Origin of the sequence: Euzebya sp., assembly GCF_964222135.1 — a bacterium.
Lineage (GTDB): Bacteria > Actinomycetota > Nitriliruptoria > Euzebyales > Euzebyaceae > Euzebya.
The window spans coordinates 1-14921 of record NZ_CAXQBR010000006.1; the positions used below are offsets into that span (position 1 = coordinate 1).

Here is a 14921-nt window from a genome sequence, read left to right on the forward strand (position 1 = left end):
GCGAGTCCGAAGCCGATGACGGAGAACGTCGGGCCGCCGTCGATCTGGGCCACACGCATCCGGAGGTGCTGCTTCTGCGCGCCAACGCACGACGGCTGGCCGACGACCTTCAGGCCGCGGCCCCCGCCGCCGAACGCCGCCTTGACCGCGATCGGGTACCCGTGCGCCTCGCCGAAGCGCACCGCCTCGTCGGGGTCGTCGGTCGGCTCGGTCGTCCCCGGCACGACGGGCACGTCCGCCGCCGCGGCCACCGCGCGGGCGGACAGCTTGTCGCCCATGCGCTCGATGGCCGACGGGGGCGGCCCGATCCAGGCGAAGCCGGCGTCGATGACGGCACGCGCGAAGTCGGCGTTCTCGGAGAAGAACCCGTACCCGGGGTGGATGGCGTCGACGCCTGCCGTCGCAGCGACCTCGAGGATCCGCTCGGTGTGCAGGTAGCTCTCGGTCGCCGGCGCGGGCCCGAGGAGGTGCGCCTCGTCGGCGCAGCGGACGTGGAGCGCTCCGGCGTCCACGTCGGAGTGCACGGCGACGCTGCGGACGCCGAGCTCCCGGCAGGCGCGGATGACGCGGACGGCGATCTCGCCGCGGTTGGCGATCAGGACGGCATCGAACATGAGGCCCCCACCATAGTCCTCGACTTACTGTTCAGTAAACTGTGGTTCCCGACCTGGCGGCGGCAGACCGCCGGAGGACTGGAGCCGACGTGGCAGACCTCTTCGACCCGATCACCGTGGGGACCATCCGCCTGGACCATCGGCTCGTCATGCCGCCGCACTCGGGTGGGAGGGGCGCCCTCCTCGGGCGTCCGGACCAGTTCGAGCGGTTCTGCGCCTACTGGGTGGAGCGGGTCCGCGGGGGCGTCCAGTGGGTTGGCGGCACCCCGACGTTCGTCCGCAACCCGTTGATCCCGGGCTTCGAACCCACCGGCGTCGGTGCGAGCGGCCCCGGCACGTTCCGCCAGCCGGGCTTCGTTGAGCGGCTGGCGGAGTTCACCGCTCGCCTCCACGCGGCGGGCGGGTGGTCCACGGTCCAGATGGTGATGCAGGGCGGGAAGCCGTCGGCACCGTCGCCGCGGCTGAGCGGGTACCGCGACCACGCCATCCCCCACGCCCTCGACGCCGACGAGGTCGCGTGGCTCGTCCGCGAGTACGGCGAGTCCGCCGCCCTGGCCGCCGAGGGTGGCGCCGACGTCATCGAGCTCCACGCGAACCACGACGACGTCCTCCAGTGGTTCCTGTCGCCGCTGACGAACCACCGCGACGACGGCTACGGCGGCAGCGCCGAGGGCCGCCGCCGTCTGCTGCGAGAGGTCGTGGAGTCGATCCGCTCACACGTCGACCGGCCGCTCACGCTCGGCCTCCGGCTGTGCATCGACGAGATGATCGACGGCGGCTACGGGCTGGAGGACTGCCAGGCGCTGCTGGCGGCGTTCACGGCCGACGGCACGGTCGACTACTTCAGCCTCGACGTCGGGAACAACTGGGGGGCGCCGAGCTACGTGCCGCCGAACACCTACGGCGCGGCGCCGTGGGCGGAGCTGTGCGGTGAGGCGCGGACGGCGACCGATCTGCCGGTCCTCTACGCGGGTCGGGTGACCGATGTGGCCACGGCTCGCCGGGTCGTGGCCGACGGCCACGCCGACCTGGTCGGCATGGTCCGCGCGCTCATCGCCGAACCGCAGCTCCTCGAGCACGTGCGCGACGGCGCGGAGGAGGAGTCGCGGCCCTGCATCGGCGTCCAGGACTGCCTCAACCGGCGCGTGGTCGAGCACCTGCCGTTCGCCTGCGCGGTCAACCCCCACGTGGGGCGGGAGACCGAGCGGCTGGTGCCGACCTCTGCGCCCCGCCACATCCTGGTCGTGGGGGGCGGGCCGGCCGGGACCGAGACCGCCGCGCTGGCCGCCGAGCGCGGCCACCGGGTCACGGTGTGGGAGCGCGAGGACCACCTCGGGGGGCAGCTCGCCGTCGCCGCCCGGGCGCGCATGAACCGGCCCTACGCGGACTGGATCGACTGGCAGGCCCGCCGCCTCGACCGGCTCGGCGTGACCGTGGCGCTCGGCGTCGAGGCCACGGCGGACGCCGTCGTGGCGGAGGCTGCGGACGTGGTCGTGGTGGCGACCGGCGCCCGTGCCCGTCGGCCTGACGCCGAGGGGCTGGCGCAGCCCCACGTGCGCACCGCCGTCGACGTCCTGTCCGGCGCGGAGGTGGGCCGCCGCGTGCTCGTGGTGTCCGAGGACGACCGCCCCGGCCCCCTCGCCGTGGCCGACCACCTGGCCGGCCTCGGCCACGAGGTGGTCCTGACCCACCGCTCCCCCGCGCCGTCGCCGCTGGTCGGCGCCTACGCCCTCGGCGCGGTCCTCGCCCGGCTGGACCGCGACGGCGCGCAGCTGATCGCATCCACGCGGCTCGTCGCCGTGGACGGATCCACGGCCCACGTGGCCAACACCTTCTCCGGACGTCGCTGGACCATCGAGGGCGTCGACACCGTCGTCCTCGCCACGGGCTCGGTCCCCGAGTCGACGCTGCACGACGCGCTCAGGGGCTCGCTGCAGGAGCTCCACCTCCTCGGCGACGCGTACGCCCCGCGCCGGGTCGTCTTCGCCACCAGGCAGGCGTACGCGCTGGTCGCCGACCTCGGGTGAGCTTGTTTACCTACTGGTAGGTAAATAGACTGGCGCTGTCGTCCTGCGAGAGCTGAGGAGCTGCACCCATGCGCGAAGCCGTCATCGTCGACGTCCTGCGGACCCCGATCGGCAAGGGCAAGCCCGGCGGGGCGCTGTCCGGCTGGCACCCGGTGGACCTCCTCGCCGAGGTCCTGTCGGGCATGGTCGACCGGACCGGCATCGATCCCGGCGTCGTCGACGACGTCATCGCCGGGTGCGTGTCCCAGAGCGGGCAGCAGTCCTTCAACGTCGCCCGCAACGCCGTGCTCGGTGCCGGCTTCCCCGAGCACGTGCCGGCCACCTCGATCGACCGTCAGTGCGGCTCCTCCCAGCAGGCCGTCCACTTCGCCGCCCAGGGCGTGCAGTCCGGCGCCTACGACGTGGCGATCGCCTGCGGCGTCGAGGTCATGTCACGGGTCCCGATGTTCTCCTCCGCCCAGGGCGAGGACTCCTTCGGCACCAAGGTCGCCGCCCGCTACGCCGACCGCGGCGGGCTGGTCAACCAGGGCATCAGCGCGGAGATGATCGCCGCGCGGTGGGGGTTCAGCCGCGAGGACCTCGACGCCTTCGCCGTCGAGTCGCACCAGCGCGCGGCTCGCGCGACGGAGGACGGGCTGTTCGAGGCCGAGGTGCTCGGCGTCGAGGTCGACCGCGGGGAGGGTCGCACCGGCGAGGTCATGACCGCCGACGAGGGGATCCGCGCCGGGTCGCGCGTCGAGGCCCTCGCCGGCCTGAAGCCGGCGTTCCACTCCGACGAGCTCGCCGCGCGGTACCCGGACATCAACTGGGTCGTGACCGCGGCCGGGGCGTCGCAGATCTCGGACGGTGCCTCGGCGGTGCTGGTCGTGGAGCGCGAGCGGGCCGAGGCCCTCGGGCTGACGCAGCGGGCCGCGATCCGCCACGTCGCGGTGGTCGGTGACGACCCCATCATGATGCTGACCGGCGTCATCCCGGCGACGCAGAAGGTCCTCGACCGGGCCGGCATGTCCATCGACGACATCGACGCCTTCGAGGTCAACGAGGCGTTCGCCCCCGTCGTCCTGGCCTGGCAGGCGGAGACCGGCGCCGACCTCGACCGCGTCAACGTCAACGGCGGCGCGATCGCGAACGGGCACCCCCTCGGCGCGTCCGGTGGCAAGCTGATGGCGACCCTGGTCAACGTCCTCGAGCAGACGGGGGGCCGCTACGGGCTCCAGACGATGTGCGAGGGCGGCGGCATGGCCAACGCCACCATCATCGAGCGGTTGGGCTGAGGCCCGGGAGCTGAGGGTCCGGGAGCGGCGAGAGGACAGGAGCGCGCACGTGGAGCACCGACTGGTCTGCACCGGAGGGGACCTGCTGATCCGGGGTGCCGCGGCCGACCCCGATCGAGCCGCCGTGGTGATGCCCGGCGAGCGGCGCAGCTACGCCGAGCTCCTCGCCGCCGCGGTGGACGCGGCGCGCTCGTTGCACGGCCTCGGCGTCCGGCGCGGCGACCGGGTCGGCATCCTGATGCCCAACTCGCTGACCTACCTGGAGTCATGGTTCGGCGCCATGCTCCTGGGCGCCGTCGTGGTCCCGGTCAACAGCCGCTTCCGGACCCGCGAGCTCCGCCACGTGATGCCCGACGCGGAGGTCACGGTCCTGCTCGTCGCCGACGAGCCGGGCGTGGTCAGCTTCGTCGACCGGATCACCACGGCGTTCCCCGACCTGGCCGACCAGGCCGGAGCAGCTGGGGGCGCGCCGCTCGAGCTGCCCGACGCGCCCGACCTGGCTCACGTGGTCGACTTCAGCTCCACCGGCGCCCCCGGCGTCATCGACGTGGGCCGCTGGGTCGACGCCCGCGCCGACGTCGCACCGGACGTGGTCGAGCTGGCGGCGTCACGTGTCACCGTCCGGGACCCGGCGACGATCTTCTACACCTCGGGCACGACGTCGCTCCCCAAGGGCTGCATCCTGACCCACGAGGCCATGGTCCGACAGGGCCAGGACACCGCGGAGCGGATGGACCTCCGGGTCGGGGACGTCATGTTCAGCCCCCTCCCGATGTTCCACAGCGCCTGCTCGCAGCCGTTGTTCGCGATGCAGTGGGTCGTCGGCACGTACTGCACCATGCCGACGTTCGACGCCGCCGCGGGGCTGCAGCTGATCCGTGACGAGGGCACCACGGTGATGTACACGGCGTTCCCGCCGATCACGGACGGCCTGGTCGACCACCCGGACTACGACCCCGAGCCCTTCCGGCGGGTCCGGTCGATCTTCACCGTCGCCCCACCGACCCAGCTGCGCCAGCTCGAGGCGAAGCTGCCCGGCACCAAGGTGGTCACTGCCTTCGGGATGACCGAGGTGGCCGGGTCGATCGCGATGTCCGACCCGCGCGACCCGCTCGAGCTGCGCATCGCCCCGGGCAAGCCCCTGCGGGGTGCCGAGGTGGAGATCCGCGACATCGTCGACGACACCCCGGTGCCCGACGGCGTCGAGGGGCAGATCGTCGGTCGCGGGCCCACGCTGTTCTCCGGCTACCAGGGCAGCCCCGACCTCACCGCCGCGGTCCTCGACGCCGACGGGTGGTACCACACCGGCGATCTCGGCGTCATCGACGAGAACGGGCTGCTGCACTTCCGCGGCCGGCTGAAGGACATGCTCAAGATCGGCGGGGAGAACGTCGCCTCGATCGAGATCGAGTCCCACATCATCAGCCACCCGGAGGTCAACATGGCCGCCGTGGTGGGCATCCCGGACGCCCGGCTCGGGGAGGTCGCCGTGGCCTACGTCGAACCCGTCCGCGGCGCGTCGCTGACCCCCGAGGACGTCATCGAGTGGTGTCGCGGCGAGATCGCCAGCTTCAAGGTGCCGCGCCACGTCGAGCTCATCACCGAGTGGCCGATGTCGGCCACCAAGATCCGCAAGGTGGACCTCCGCGAGCGCGCGGCGGCGACCTTCACCGGCGAGGCGACCCCATGACCCCGACCCCAAGCCCCTTCGTCCAGGGACCCTACGCCCCGGCCGCTGGACGTGCGCTCGTGACGGGCGGCAGCTCGGGGATCGGCCGGGACATCGCCCTGATGCTCGCCAGCGCGGGCGTCCGCACCTACGTCGTCGGACGGCGTGCCGCCAAGCTCGACTCGGTCGTCGCAGAGGCCCCCGCGGGCACCGTCGTGCCGCTGGCCGCCGACATCCGCGACGCCGACGCCGTCGCCGCGGCCTTCGACGCCGCCGAGGCCGACGGGGGACCGGTGCCCCTGCTGGTGAACGCCGCGAGCGGTGCCTTCCTGGCCGCGGCTGAGGACATCTCGCCCAACGGCTTCGCCGCCGTCGTCGGCTCGAGCCTCACCGGGCCGTTCACCGTGCTGCGCCGCTGGGCGCGGCCGCTGCTCGACTCCGGGACGGCGGGGTGCGCGACGATGGTCTCGAGCGCGCTGGCCGAGCGCGAGGTCCCCGGCGCGGCGCACTCGAGTGCCGCGAAGGCCGGCCTCGAGGCGCTGATCCGCTCCCTCGCAGTCGAGTGGGGCCCCCGCGGCCTGCGGGTCAACTCCCTCGCCCCCGGTGCGTTCTCCACCGAGGGGGCGGACGCCGGGATGTGGAGCGACGACGCCGTGCGCACCGCAGCCCTGTCCAACATCCCCCTCGGCCGGTTCGGCACGTCCGACGAGCTGCTCGGCGCCGCCGCGTTCCTGCTGAGCCGGGCCGCGACGTACGTGACCGGCGCGACGATCGTGGTCGACGGCGGCTGGCACCTCTCGTCGCACCCCTTCGGCGATACCTTCCCCTCCCGGACCTGACCCCCACCTGACTGGAGTCGACATGGGTGACGTGCACTGGCGTGAGCTGTACCGCGAGGTGGTCGAGCCGGGGCTGTGCACCGGCTGCGCGGCGTGCGTGATGGTGTGCCCCCGCGACGTGCTGGACTACACCGACGACTACTGGCCGGTGCAGATCGGCGAGGGGATGGACGTCGACGAGTGCGCGATCGGGGACCGGGGCTGTGACATCTGCACCCGGGCGTGCCCGCGGTTCCGCAACTGGGAGTCCGACATCGACGAGGTGCTGTTCGGCCAGCCCCGGGAGCCCGACGAGGTGTACGGCCACGTCCGCTCGATCCTGTTGACCCGGGCGACGGACAAGGGGGTGCACGAGGCCGGCCAGGACGGCGGGCTGGTGTCGACGCTGCTGATCTGGGGCTTCGAGAACGAGATGATCGACGGGGCGCTGACCTCGGCGGTCACCGAGAAGCGGGGGCCGTTCGACTCCGAGCCGGCGCTGGTGACGGACAAGGCGGGGGTGCTGGCCACGGCCGGGTCGCGCTACACGTACTCGGCGAACCCGTTGGCGATGGCGGAGGCCGATGAGAGGAAGCTGAAGCAGATCGCGCTGGTCGGCATGTCCTGCCAGGCGTCGATCAACGGGACGGTGCAGACCTACGGGGTGAACAAGTACAAGCGGAAGATCGCGTTGACGATCGGGTTGCTGTGCTCCAAGACGTTCACCTACGAGGGCCAGAAGATCGTGTTGGCGTCCCACGGGATCGACATCGCCGACGTGGTGAAGGTGAACATCAAGGGCCGCTACATGGTGTGGCTGCGCGACGGGTCCTACCACGAGCTGCCGTTGAAGGAGTTCCACCCCTACACGCGTGAGGGGTGCAAGAAGTGCCCGGACTTCGCCGCGGAGCACGCCGACATCTCCACGGGCGGGATCGGGGCGGACGACAACTGGACGTTGACGCTGATCCGCACCGAGCGGGGTGAGGAGTGGATGAAGGGCGTGATCGACGCCGGGCTGGTGGAGGCGCGGCCGGGCGAGTCCGACCCGGTGGCGATGAACCTGCTGACCAAGCTGTCGACGGTGTCCCGCAAGCGCTGGCCGGTCGACGACCTGGTCGAGGGCGCCCGCCGACCCGGCCTGCTGCCCATCGTCAGCTGACATGGGGCCGGACCTGTTCGACGTCGCCGGCCGCCACGTCCTGGTGACCGGCGCCACCAAGGGCATCGGGGAGATGATCGTCCGGGGCTTCCACGCGGCGGGCGCGCACGTCTACCTGACGTCCCGGACCGCCGAGGACTGCGCGGCGCTCGCCGACGAGCTGGGGGGGCGGGCCGTCGGCCTCCCCGCCGACGTGTCGACCCTCGACGGCGTCCGTGCCCTGGCGGCTGCGGTGGCCGAGCGGACCGGCACCCTCGACGTGCTGGTCAACAACGCCGGCGCGACCTGGGGCGCCGACATCGAGGACTACCCCGACGAGGCGTGGGACAAGGTCCTCGCCCTGAACCTCAAGTCGCCGTTCCACCTGACGGTGGCCTGCCTGCCGCTGCTGCGAGCCGCCGCGACGGCGGAGCGGCCGGCGCGCGTCATCGCGATCGGGTCGGTCGACGGGATGCGGGTGCCGATCTGGGAGTCCTACGCGTACGCCGCGTCGAAGGCGGGCGTGCACCACCTGGTGAAGGTCATGGGGAAGCGCCTGGCGTCCGAGCACATCACCGTCAACGCGATCGCCCCTGGCGTCTTCCCCTCGAAGATGATGCGCTTCGCCATCGAGGAGGCCGAGGACGAGCTGGTGGCGTCCGTGCCCCTCGGGCGGCTCGGGCAGCCGGGGGATGCCGCCGGCGCGGCGGTCTTCCTCGCCTCCCCCGCGGCGTCGTGGATCACCGGCGCGGTCCTCCCCGTCGACGGTGGGATGGTCACGCTGGCCTGACGCGGAGCGGTCGCCCGGCCCGCGGCTCAGCCGCGCGCGAGCCGGCGGACGTCCACGTCGGGGTCGGCGAGCTGCCCGTCGGCCACCGCGACGCCGGCGGCGATCAGGCGCTGGGCGCCCCTGACGACCCGGCCGACGGCCCGGCCCCGGGAGACCCCGGCGGCCGCGACGACCACCCCGTCGTCGTCGACGCCGAAGGCGTGCAGGCCGGCCTCGAGGTCGTCCGCCGTCCCGCGCACGACCCACCGCACCGCGCGGTCGGGCCACCCCGCCGCCTGCACGCTGAGGTCGTGCTGATCCGACCAGGACCAGGGCACCTCGGTGAACGGCGCGGGCTGGCCGAGGATCGTCCGCGCCGCGTGCTGGCCCATCGACATCGCGGGTGTGTAGGCCTCGGTCCGCGACACCCGACCGTCCCCGGTCCGCAGCGCCGCGACGTCGCCGATCGCCATGACGCGGGCGTCCGAGGTGGTCAGCAGCTCGTCGACGACCACCCCGTCGGCGACCTCGAGCCCGGCGGCCTCGGCCAGCGCGGTCCGCGGGGCGATGCCGGTGGCGACGAGCACGCGGTCACCGGTGGCCGTCGTCCCGTCGGCGCAGGTCACCGCGAGCGCGCCGTCGACGGCGGCGACCGACGTCGGCCGCACGCCCATGCGCAGGTCGACCCCCTCGGCGCGGTGGCGGTCGAGCAGCGGGGCCACCACCGCGGGGGGCAGGACCCGGCCCATCGGCGTGACGGCCAGCTCGAGGACCACCACGTCCACCCCGCGTGCCCGCGCGGCCGCCGCCACCTCGAGACCGATGACGCCCGCGCCGACCACCACCAGGCGGCGGCCCGACACCAGCGCGCCGTGCAGCGCGGTCCCGTCGCCGGCCCCCCGCAGGAGGGAGACCCCGGGCAGGTCGAGCCCGTCGATCGGTGGCACGCGCGGCGCCGCGCCGGTGGCCAGGACCAGGCGGTCGTAGCCCAGCGCCCGGCCGTCGGCCAGCGCGACCCGGCGGGCCCCGAGGTCGATGCCGTCGGCCGCCACCCCCCGGTGCACCTCGACGTCGCCCCAGACCTCCTCGAACAGCGTCGGCGGCTCGTCGCCCGCGAGGAGGAGCCCCTTCGACACGACGGTCCGGTCGTACGGCAGCCGGTCCTCCTCGGCGACCACCGCCACGCCCCCGCGGTGGCCGCCGCGGTCCAGCTCGTGGACGAGGGCCGCCGCAGCGGGACCGCCGCCGATGACGACGACGTCGAGATCTGGCACTGCGCGCTCCTCGGTCAGCTGGTCGCGGCTCCGTCGACCACCAGCGTCGCACCCGACACGTACGACGCGTCGTCGGAGAGGAGGAAGGTGATCGCGGCGGCGATCTCGGACGGCTCCGCCCACCGCCCGAGGGGGATGCCGCGGGTCACCTGCTCGAGGGCCTGCTCGCTGACGTCCCCGACCATCGGCGTGGCCGTCCCGCCCGGGCAGATCGCGTTGACGCGGATGCCGTGCCGCCCGTACTCGCGCGCGGCGGTCCGCGTGTAGGCGATGGTGGCCGCCTTCGAGGCCGAGTACGGCGCCAGGCCGGGGCGGGCCCCGAGTGCGGCGTTGGACGCGACGTTGACGATGCTGCCGCGTCCAGCGGTGACCATGTGGGGTAGGACCTGCTGCATGGTCGACAGCACCGCGTGGGTGTTGACCTCGAAGGTCGCGCGGGCCCGATCGAGGGGGGTCTCGGCGATCCGCCCCCCGGTGTGCCCCAGCGTCCCCGCGCAGTTGACGAGCCCGTCGATGCGCCCGTGGGCGTCGACGACGGCCGTGACCGCGGTGGCGACCGCCGCGTCGTCGGTCACGTCGACCGCCGCCGCGGCGTGGGGCGCCCGGACGTCGACCGCCGCGAGGTCCCAGGACACCGCCACCGCGCCGAGCGCGCGCAGCCGCTCCACCGTCGCGAGGCCGATGCCGGACCCCGCCCCCGTCACCACGACGACGCGATCGTCCAGGTCTGCCATGGCCGTCCCTCCTCCCCTCGAACTTCTACTTACCGGTTGGTAAACTACTATGCTAGACGACGTCGAAGCCCACCGAAGTCCGGAGGCAGCCAGCCGTGGCCAGCGAGGAGCCCACCACCCACCGCGTCGCGGGAGCCGCGCAGATGGCGCCCGGGGACGTCCGGCTCGTCGAGGTGGGGGAGCGGCGGATCTGCCTCGCCCGAGCCGAGGACGACGAGCAGATCTACGCCGTCGACGACACCTGCAGCCACGAGGACGAGTCCCTGAGCCAGGGGTGGCTGGACGGCATGTGCATCGAGTGCCCCGCCCACAACTCCACCTTCGACCTGCGGACCGGTGAGCCCCTCACCCTGCCGGCGACCGAGCCCGTCCGGACCTACCGGGTGACCTCCGACGGGGACGACGTGCTGATCGAGCTGCCGAGCAGCTGACCCACCCCTCGACCACCCAGGAGCTGACTGACGTGGACATCCAGTTCGGTGCACCCGGCGCGCTGATCCCGCCCGTCGACAAGGGCGTCGCCGCCGGCGTCAAGATGGAGCAGGCCGGCTACGACGGGATCTGGTGGCCCGACCACCTCATGGGTTGGCACCCCGACACCATGTGGAACACCGACTACACCCCGCTGGCCGCCCACCAGCAGTCGAGCCACGTGTACGTCGACCCCTTCGCGATGATGGCGGCCGTCGGGGCCCAGACCGAGCGGATCAAGGTCGGGACGTGCGTCACCGACCTGCTGCGCCGCCACCCGGCCTCGGTGGCCCAGACGATGCTGACCCTCGACCACATGACCAAGGGCCGGGCCATCCTCGGCGTGGGCTCCGGCGAGCAGCTCAACATCGAGCCGTACGGCATCGAGTGGGACAAACCGGTCGGCAAGCTCGCCGAGGGGCTCGAGGTCATCCGCCTGCTCATGACGGCAGGGTCGGAGGCCGTCGACTACGAGGGCGAGCACTTCCGGTTGAAGGACGCCGTCATGGGGCTGGACCCGTACGGCGACACCCCGCCGGAGATCTGGCTCGCCGCCCACGGCCCGCGGATGCTCGGCCTCACCGGGCGCTACGGCGATGGCTGGCTGCCCACCAAGATGTCCCCGGAGGCGTACCGGGAGTCCCTCGACACGATCCACGCGAACGCGACGGACGCCGGCCGCGACATCGAGCACTTCACGCCGGGCATGCTCGGCTACATGCTGATCGGCCCCGACGAGGAGTCCGTCCAGCGCCTCCTCGCGTCCCCCATGGTCCGGATGCTCTGCATCCTGATGCCGAACTGGGTCTTCGAGAGCCTCGGCGTCCCCCCGCCCCTCGGTGGGGCCGGCGGGTTCCACGACTTCATCCCGACGCGCGTTCCCCGCGAGGAGGTCGACCGGATCGTCGAGGCCATCCCGCCGAAGGTGTCGGAGCACTACGCCTTCGCCGGGACGGTCGAGCAGCTCGCCGAGCAGATCACGGCCTACCAGGCCGCCGGGTTGCGCCACCTGGTCATGTGGAACATCACCGGGCTCGGGGACCCGGACCTGGCCCGGTTCAGCTTCAAGGCCATGAACGAGCTGAAGGACCTGGTCAAGGGATCCTGACGCCCCACCCACGCAGACCGCACCCGACGACGAGGAGCGCCCCATGTCCGCGACCGCACTGGACGACGTCGACCTCCTGAGCCCGGAGGCGACCGAGGACCCCTACTCGGTCTTCGCGACCCTCCGCGACACCGCGCCCGCGGTGTGGTCCGAACGCCACCAGTCCTGGGTCGTCGCCCGGTTCTCCGACGTCGAGGCGGCGCTGACGCACCGCGGCCTGTCCTCGGACCGCGTGGCACCGGTGCTGGCGCGCCAGCGCGCCAAGGACGAGCCGGGCACCGAGTCGAGCGCGACGCGGGTGCTCGACATCCTCAAGTCCTGGATGGTCGTCAGCGACCCGCCCGAGCACACCCGGCTGCGCAAGCTGGCCGCGGGGGCCTTCAAGGCCCAGCGCATCTCCCTGATGGGGGAGCACATCCAGAGCCGTGTCGACGCGATCCTCGACGACTTCATCTCCTCGGGGGAGCGCGACCTGATCCACCACGTCGCCTACCCCCTCCCGGCGGCGATCATCGCCGAGATGATGGGCGTGCCCCTCGAGGACCAGGACCGCTTCCGGGCCTGGTCCGACGAGCTCGCCCTCGTCGCCTTCGGCGCGGGCGGCGAGGCGCGGGGCGAGCGCCACACCCGGGCCCTCCGCGGCATCGAGGAGATGTTCGCCTACCTCCAGGGGCTGGTCGATGCCGCCCGCGCGGCGCCGGGGGAGGACATGATCAGCGCGTTGGCCGCACCGGTCGAGGACGGCGACCGCCTGGCCGACGACGAGCTGCTCAGCATGCTCGCGCTGCTGCTGTTCGCGGGCCACGAGACCACCATCAACGCCACGGCGAACGGCGTGCTCGCGCTGCTCCGCAACCCCGATCAGCTGGCGCTGCTCCGCGAGCAGCCGGACCTCGCCCCGAAGGCGGTCGAGGAGGTGCTCCGCATCGACGGGGCGATCAAGGTCCTGATCCGCTGGACGACCGAGGACGTCGAGGTCGGCGACATGACCATCCCGGCCGGGGACCGGGTGTTCCTGGCGCTCGCCGGCGCCAACCACGACCCCGACTACTTCCCCGATGCCAGCGCCATGGACATCACGCGCCACCCGAACCGGCACGTCGCGTTCGGTCGTGGGATCCACGCGTGCATCGGCGCGCAGCTCGCCCGCCTGGAGATGCGCCACATGATCGCCAGCGTCGTCGAGCGCCTGCCCGGGCTGCGGCTCGCCGACGACGCGGAGATCAGCCACGTGCCCAGCCTGGCTGCGCGGGCCCTGCGCGAGCTCCCGGTCGTCCACGACGCGTGAGGTCGAGGTCGTGGAGCTCGCGCTGTCGGTCATGACCATCCCGAACGCGACGTTCGCCGACCGCGTCGTCGCCGCGGCCGCCGCGGGCTTCGACGGGATCGGCCTGCGGCCCGGGGACCGCCGCCGGGCGCTCGAGGCCGGGGCGACCGACGACGACCTGCGGGGTGTCCTCGCCGAGCACGGGCTGGCGGTCGTCGAGATCGACGTCATCACCGGGTGGGGCGGCTCCGCCGCGGACGTCGAGGGAGCCCGTGCCCACGAGGACCGGGTCTACGAGCTCGTCGACGCGCTCGGGGGGCGCCACGTGACCGTCGTCGGCGACACCGAGGGGCCTGCGGACCGCGTCGCCGAGCTCTTCGCCGCCATGTGCGACCGCGCTGCCGAGCACGGGCTGGGTGTGGGTCTCGAGTACCTGCCGTGGACGACGGTCCCGACCCTGGGGGCCGCCCTCGACGTCGTCGAGGCCGCGGGTCGACCCAACGGGGGCGTGGTCGTCGACGCCTGGCACCACGAGCGCGGCGACGCTGACTGGGCCCTGCTCGCGGACGTCGACCCCGCACGCGTCGCCGGGATCCAGTTGTGCGACGGCCGGCCGGCGACCGACGAGCCGCTCCTCACCCAGACCTTCCACCGTGCCGTCCCCGGCGAGGGCGTGTTCGACCTGGTGCGGTTCCTGTCCAGCCTCGCACCCGTCCTCGACACCGCGCCGCTGTGCGTGGAGGTGATCTCGCCCGCCCTCGCCGCGCTGGACCCGGGGGACGCGGCGGCGGCCTGCGCGGACGCGACCCGCCGCCTGCTCGCGGAGGCCGTGGCGTGACGTCGCCGCCGGCGCCGCCGACCTGGCTGGCGCAGGCGCTCGACACCGCGCCGGCGTCGCGGCGGACCACCGTGGCGGGGCGGTCGATCCACTGGCTCGAGTGGGGTGACCCGCAGGCCCCCACGACCGCCCTGCTCCACGGCGGCGGCGCCCACGCGTGGTGGTGGGCGCCGGGGGCCGCCCTGCTGGCCCGCGACCTGCACGTCGTGGCCCTCGCCCTCTCGGGCCCCGGCGCCTCCGACCACCGCGACGCCTACCGGGTCGCCGACTGGGTGGCCGAGGTCGTGGCCGTGCTCGACGCCGCCGACACCGCCGGTCGCCCCCTCGTCGTGGGCCACTCGATGACCGGCATCGTCGCCGCCATGGCCGCCGCGGCGCACGGGCACCGGCTCGGCGGGGCCGTCGCCGTCGACACCCCGCTCGCCGTCCCCGATCCGGCCGCCATCGGCGACGCGGAGACGGTCTTCGCCGCCCCCAAGCGCTACGCGAGCGAGGACGAGGCCCGACGGCGCTTCCGCCTCCTCCCGGACCAGCCGGTCCTCCACGCCGCCCTGCTCGACCACGTCGCCGCCCGCAGCGCCGTGCGCCGCGCGGACGGGTGGGCGTGGAAGTTCGACCCGCGGGTCTTCGAGCGGCAGCTGCCCGACCGGCCGGCCGACGTCGGCGCCGTGCTGTCGGCGGCCCGCTGCCCGATCGCGGTCGTGGTGGCCGAGCGCTCCGTCGTGGTCCCCCTGGACCAACGCCGTCGCCTGCGGGCCATGGCCGCCGGCGGCCCGACGGACCCCGTCCTGGTCACGGTCCCCGGCGGCCACCACCACCTGATGTTCGACCGTCCCCGCGAGCTGGCGGCCGTGCTGGCGGAGCGGGCCGCCGCCCGGTCGGCCGTCGCGGCCGAGCCGGCGGGGTGAGGAGGACGT

General features: G+C 73.6%; 14 protein-coding genes. 11 read left to right on the top strand and 3 right to left on the bottom strand.

The window, feature by feature from the left end:
* Positions 1 to 614 (bottom strand): biotin carboxylase N-terminal domain-containing protein (locus ACEQ2X_RS02310; protein WP_370324140.1); only part of this gene is annotated, 614 nt, incomplete at its 3' end.
* Positions 615 to 703: 89 nt separating this feature from the next.
* On the opposite strand from ACEQ2X_RS02310, the gene ACEQ2X_RS02315 reads away from it, so the two are divergent.
* The 6 genes from ACEQ2X_RS02315 (at position 704) to ACEQ2X_RS02340 (ending at position 8333) form a co-directional block, all read left to right on the top strand.
* Entirely contained in the window at positions 704 to 2641 is a 1938-nt protein-coding gene (locus ACEQ2X_RS02315; RefSeq protein WP_370324142.1) for an FAD-dependent oxidoreductase, read from the top strand.
* Positions 2642 to 2709: 68 nt separating this feature from the next.
* Positions 2710 to 3915 carry an acetyl-CoA C-acyltransferase gene (locus ACEQ2X_RS02320; RefSeq protein WP_370324143.1) on the top strand — a complete coding sequence of 402 codons (1206 nt, stop codon included), beginning with the start codon at positions 2710 to 2712 and terminating at the stop codon, positions 3913 to 3915.
* A 49-nt stretch (positions 3916 to 3964) separates the two neighbouring features.
* Positions 3965 to 5605: a class I adenylate-forming enzyme family protein gene (locus ACEQ2X_RS02325; RefSeq protein WP_370324144.1), complete on the top strand. Its 1641-nt coding sequence runs from the start codon at positions 3965 to 3967 to the stop codon at positions 5603 to 5605.
* Positions 5602 to 6423 carry an SDR family oxidoreductase gene (locus tag ACEQ2X_RS02330; protein ID WP_370324145.1) on the top strand — a complete coding sequence of 274 codons (822 nt, stop codon included), beginning with the start codon at positions 5602 to 5604 and terminating at the stop codon, positions 6421 to 6423. Before ACEQ2X_RS02325 ends, ACEQ2X_RS02330 begins: the two co-directional genes overlap by 4 nt.
* 22 nt (positions 6424 to 6445) lie before the next feature.
* Positions 6446 to 7564, top strand: coding sequence for a Coenzyme F420 hydrogenase/dehydrogenase, beta subunit C-terminal domain (locus ACEQ2X_RS02335; RefSeq protein ID WP_370324146.1), 1119 nt, complete (start codon positions 6446 to 6448; stop codon positions 7562 to 7564).
* Between the two features lies 1 nt (position 7565).
* Positions 7566 to 8333 (top strand): SDR family oxidoreductase, encoded by a 768-nt coding sequence (locus tag ACEQ2X_RS02340; protein ID WP_370324147.1) that lies wholly within the window; start codon positions 7566 to 7568, stop codon positions 8331 to 8333.
* A 26-nt stretch (positions 8334 to 8359) separates the two neighbouring features.
* Here ACEQ2X_RS02340 and ACEQ2X_RS02345 read toward each other — a convergent pair whose 3' ends face one another.
* Together ACEQ2X_RS02345 and ACEQ2X_RS02350 are read right to left on the bottom strand one after the other, a co-directional pair.
* Positions 8360 to 9586 (bottom strand): NAD(P)/FAD-dependent oxidoreductase, encoded by a 1227-nt coding sequence (locus ACEQ2X_RS02345; protein WP_370324148.1) that lies wholly within the window; start codon positions 9584 to 9586, stop codon positions 8360 to 8362.
* Positions 9587 to 9600: 14 nt separating this feature from the next.
* Positions 9601 to 10320, bottom strand: coding sequence for an SDR family NAD(P)-dependent oxidoreductase (locus ACEQ2X_RS02350; RefSeq protein WP_370324149.1), 720 nt, complete (start codon positions 10318 to 10320; stop codon positions 9601 to 9603).
* 95 nt (positions 10321 to 10415) lie between these two features.
* Between ACEQ2X_RS02350 and ACEQ2X_RS02355 the strand changes: the two genes are divergently transcribed.
* The 5 genes from ACEQ2X_RS02355 to ACEQ2X_RS02375 are packed head-to-tail and all read left to right on the top strand — an operon-like array spanning position 10416 to position 14912.
* Positions 10416 to 10751: a non-heme iron oxygenase ferredoxin subunit gene (locus ACEQ2X_RS02355; protein ID WP_370324150.1), complete on the top strand. Its 336-nt coding sequence runs from the start codon at positions 10416 to 10418 to the stop codon at positions 10749 to 10751.
* A 32-nt stretch (positions 10752 to 10783) separates the two neighbouring features.
* Positions 10784 to 11899 carry an LLM class flavin-dependent oxidoreductase gene (locus ACEQ2X_RS02360; RefSeq protein ID WP_370324151.1) on the top strand — a complete coding sequence of 372 codons (1116 nt, stop codon included), beginning with the start codon at positions 10784 to 10786 and terminating at the stop codon, positions 11897 to 11899.
* A 43-nt stretch (positions 11900 to 11942) separates the two neighbouring features.
* Positions 11943 to 13187 (top strand): cytochrome P450, encoded by a 1245-nt coding sequence (locus tag ACEQ2X_RS02365; RefSeq protein ID WP_370324152.1) that lies wholly within the window; start codon positions 11943 to 11945, stop codon positions 13185 to 13187.
* Between the two features lie 10 nt (positions 13188 to 13197).
* Positions 13198 to 14004 (top strand): sugar phosphate isomerase/epimerase family protein, encoded by an 807-nt coding sequence (locus ACEQ2X_RS02370; RefSeq protein WP_370324153.1) that lies wholly within the window; start codon positions 13198 to 13200, stop codon positions 14002 to 14004.
* Complete coding sequence (locus tag ACEQ2X_RS02375) at positions 14001 to 14912, top strand: alpha/beta fold hydrolase (RefSeq protein ID WP_370324154.1); 912 nt, start codon at positions 14001 to 14003, stop codon at positions 14910 to 14912. The genes ACEQ2X_RS02370 and ACEQ2X_RS02375 overlap by 4 nt, the downstream gene beginning before the upstream one ends.
* Positions 14913 to 14921: the final 9 nt, after the last annotated feature.

Excerpts from the sequence above, each read along its gene's own strand:
- ACEQ2X_RS02335 (WP_370324146.1), top strand. The coding sequence starts at position 6,446 with ATGGGTGACGTGCACTGGCGTGAGCTGTACCGCGAGGTGGTCGAGCCG.
- ACEQ2X_RS02320 (WP_370324143.1), top strand. The coding sequence starts at position 2,710 with ATGCGCGAAGCCGTCATCGTCGACGTCCTGCGGACCCCGATCGGCAAG.
- ACEQ2X_RS02340 (WP_370324147.1), top strand. The coding sequence starts at position 7,566 with ATGGGGCCGGACCTGTTCGACGTCGCCGGCCGCCACGTCCTGGTGACC.
- ACEQ2X_RS02365 (WP_370324152.1), top strand. The coding sequence starts at position 11,943 with ATGTCCGCGACCGCACTGGACGACGTCGACCTCCTGAGCCCGGAGGCG.
- ACEQ2X_RS02350 (WP_370324149.1), bottom strand. The coding sequence starts at position 10,320 with ATGGCAGACCTGGACGATCGCGTCGTCGTGGTGACGGGGGCGGGGTCC.
- ACEQ2X_RS02330 (WP_370324145.1), top strand. The coding sequence starts at position 5,602 with ATGACCCCGACCCCAAGCCCCTTCGTCCAGGGACCCTACGCCCCGGCC.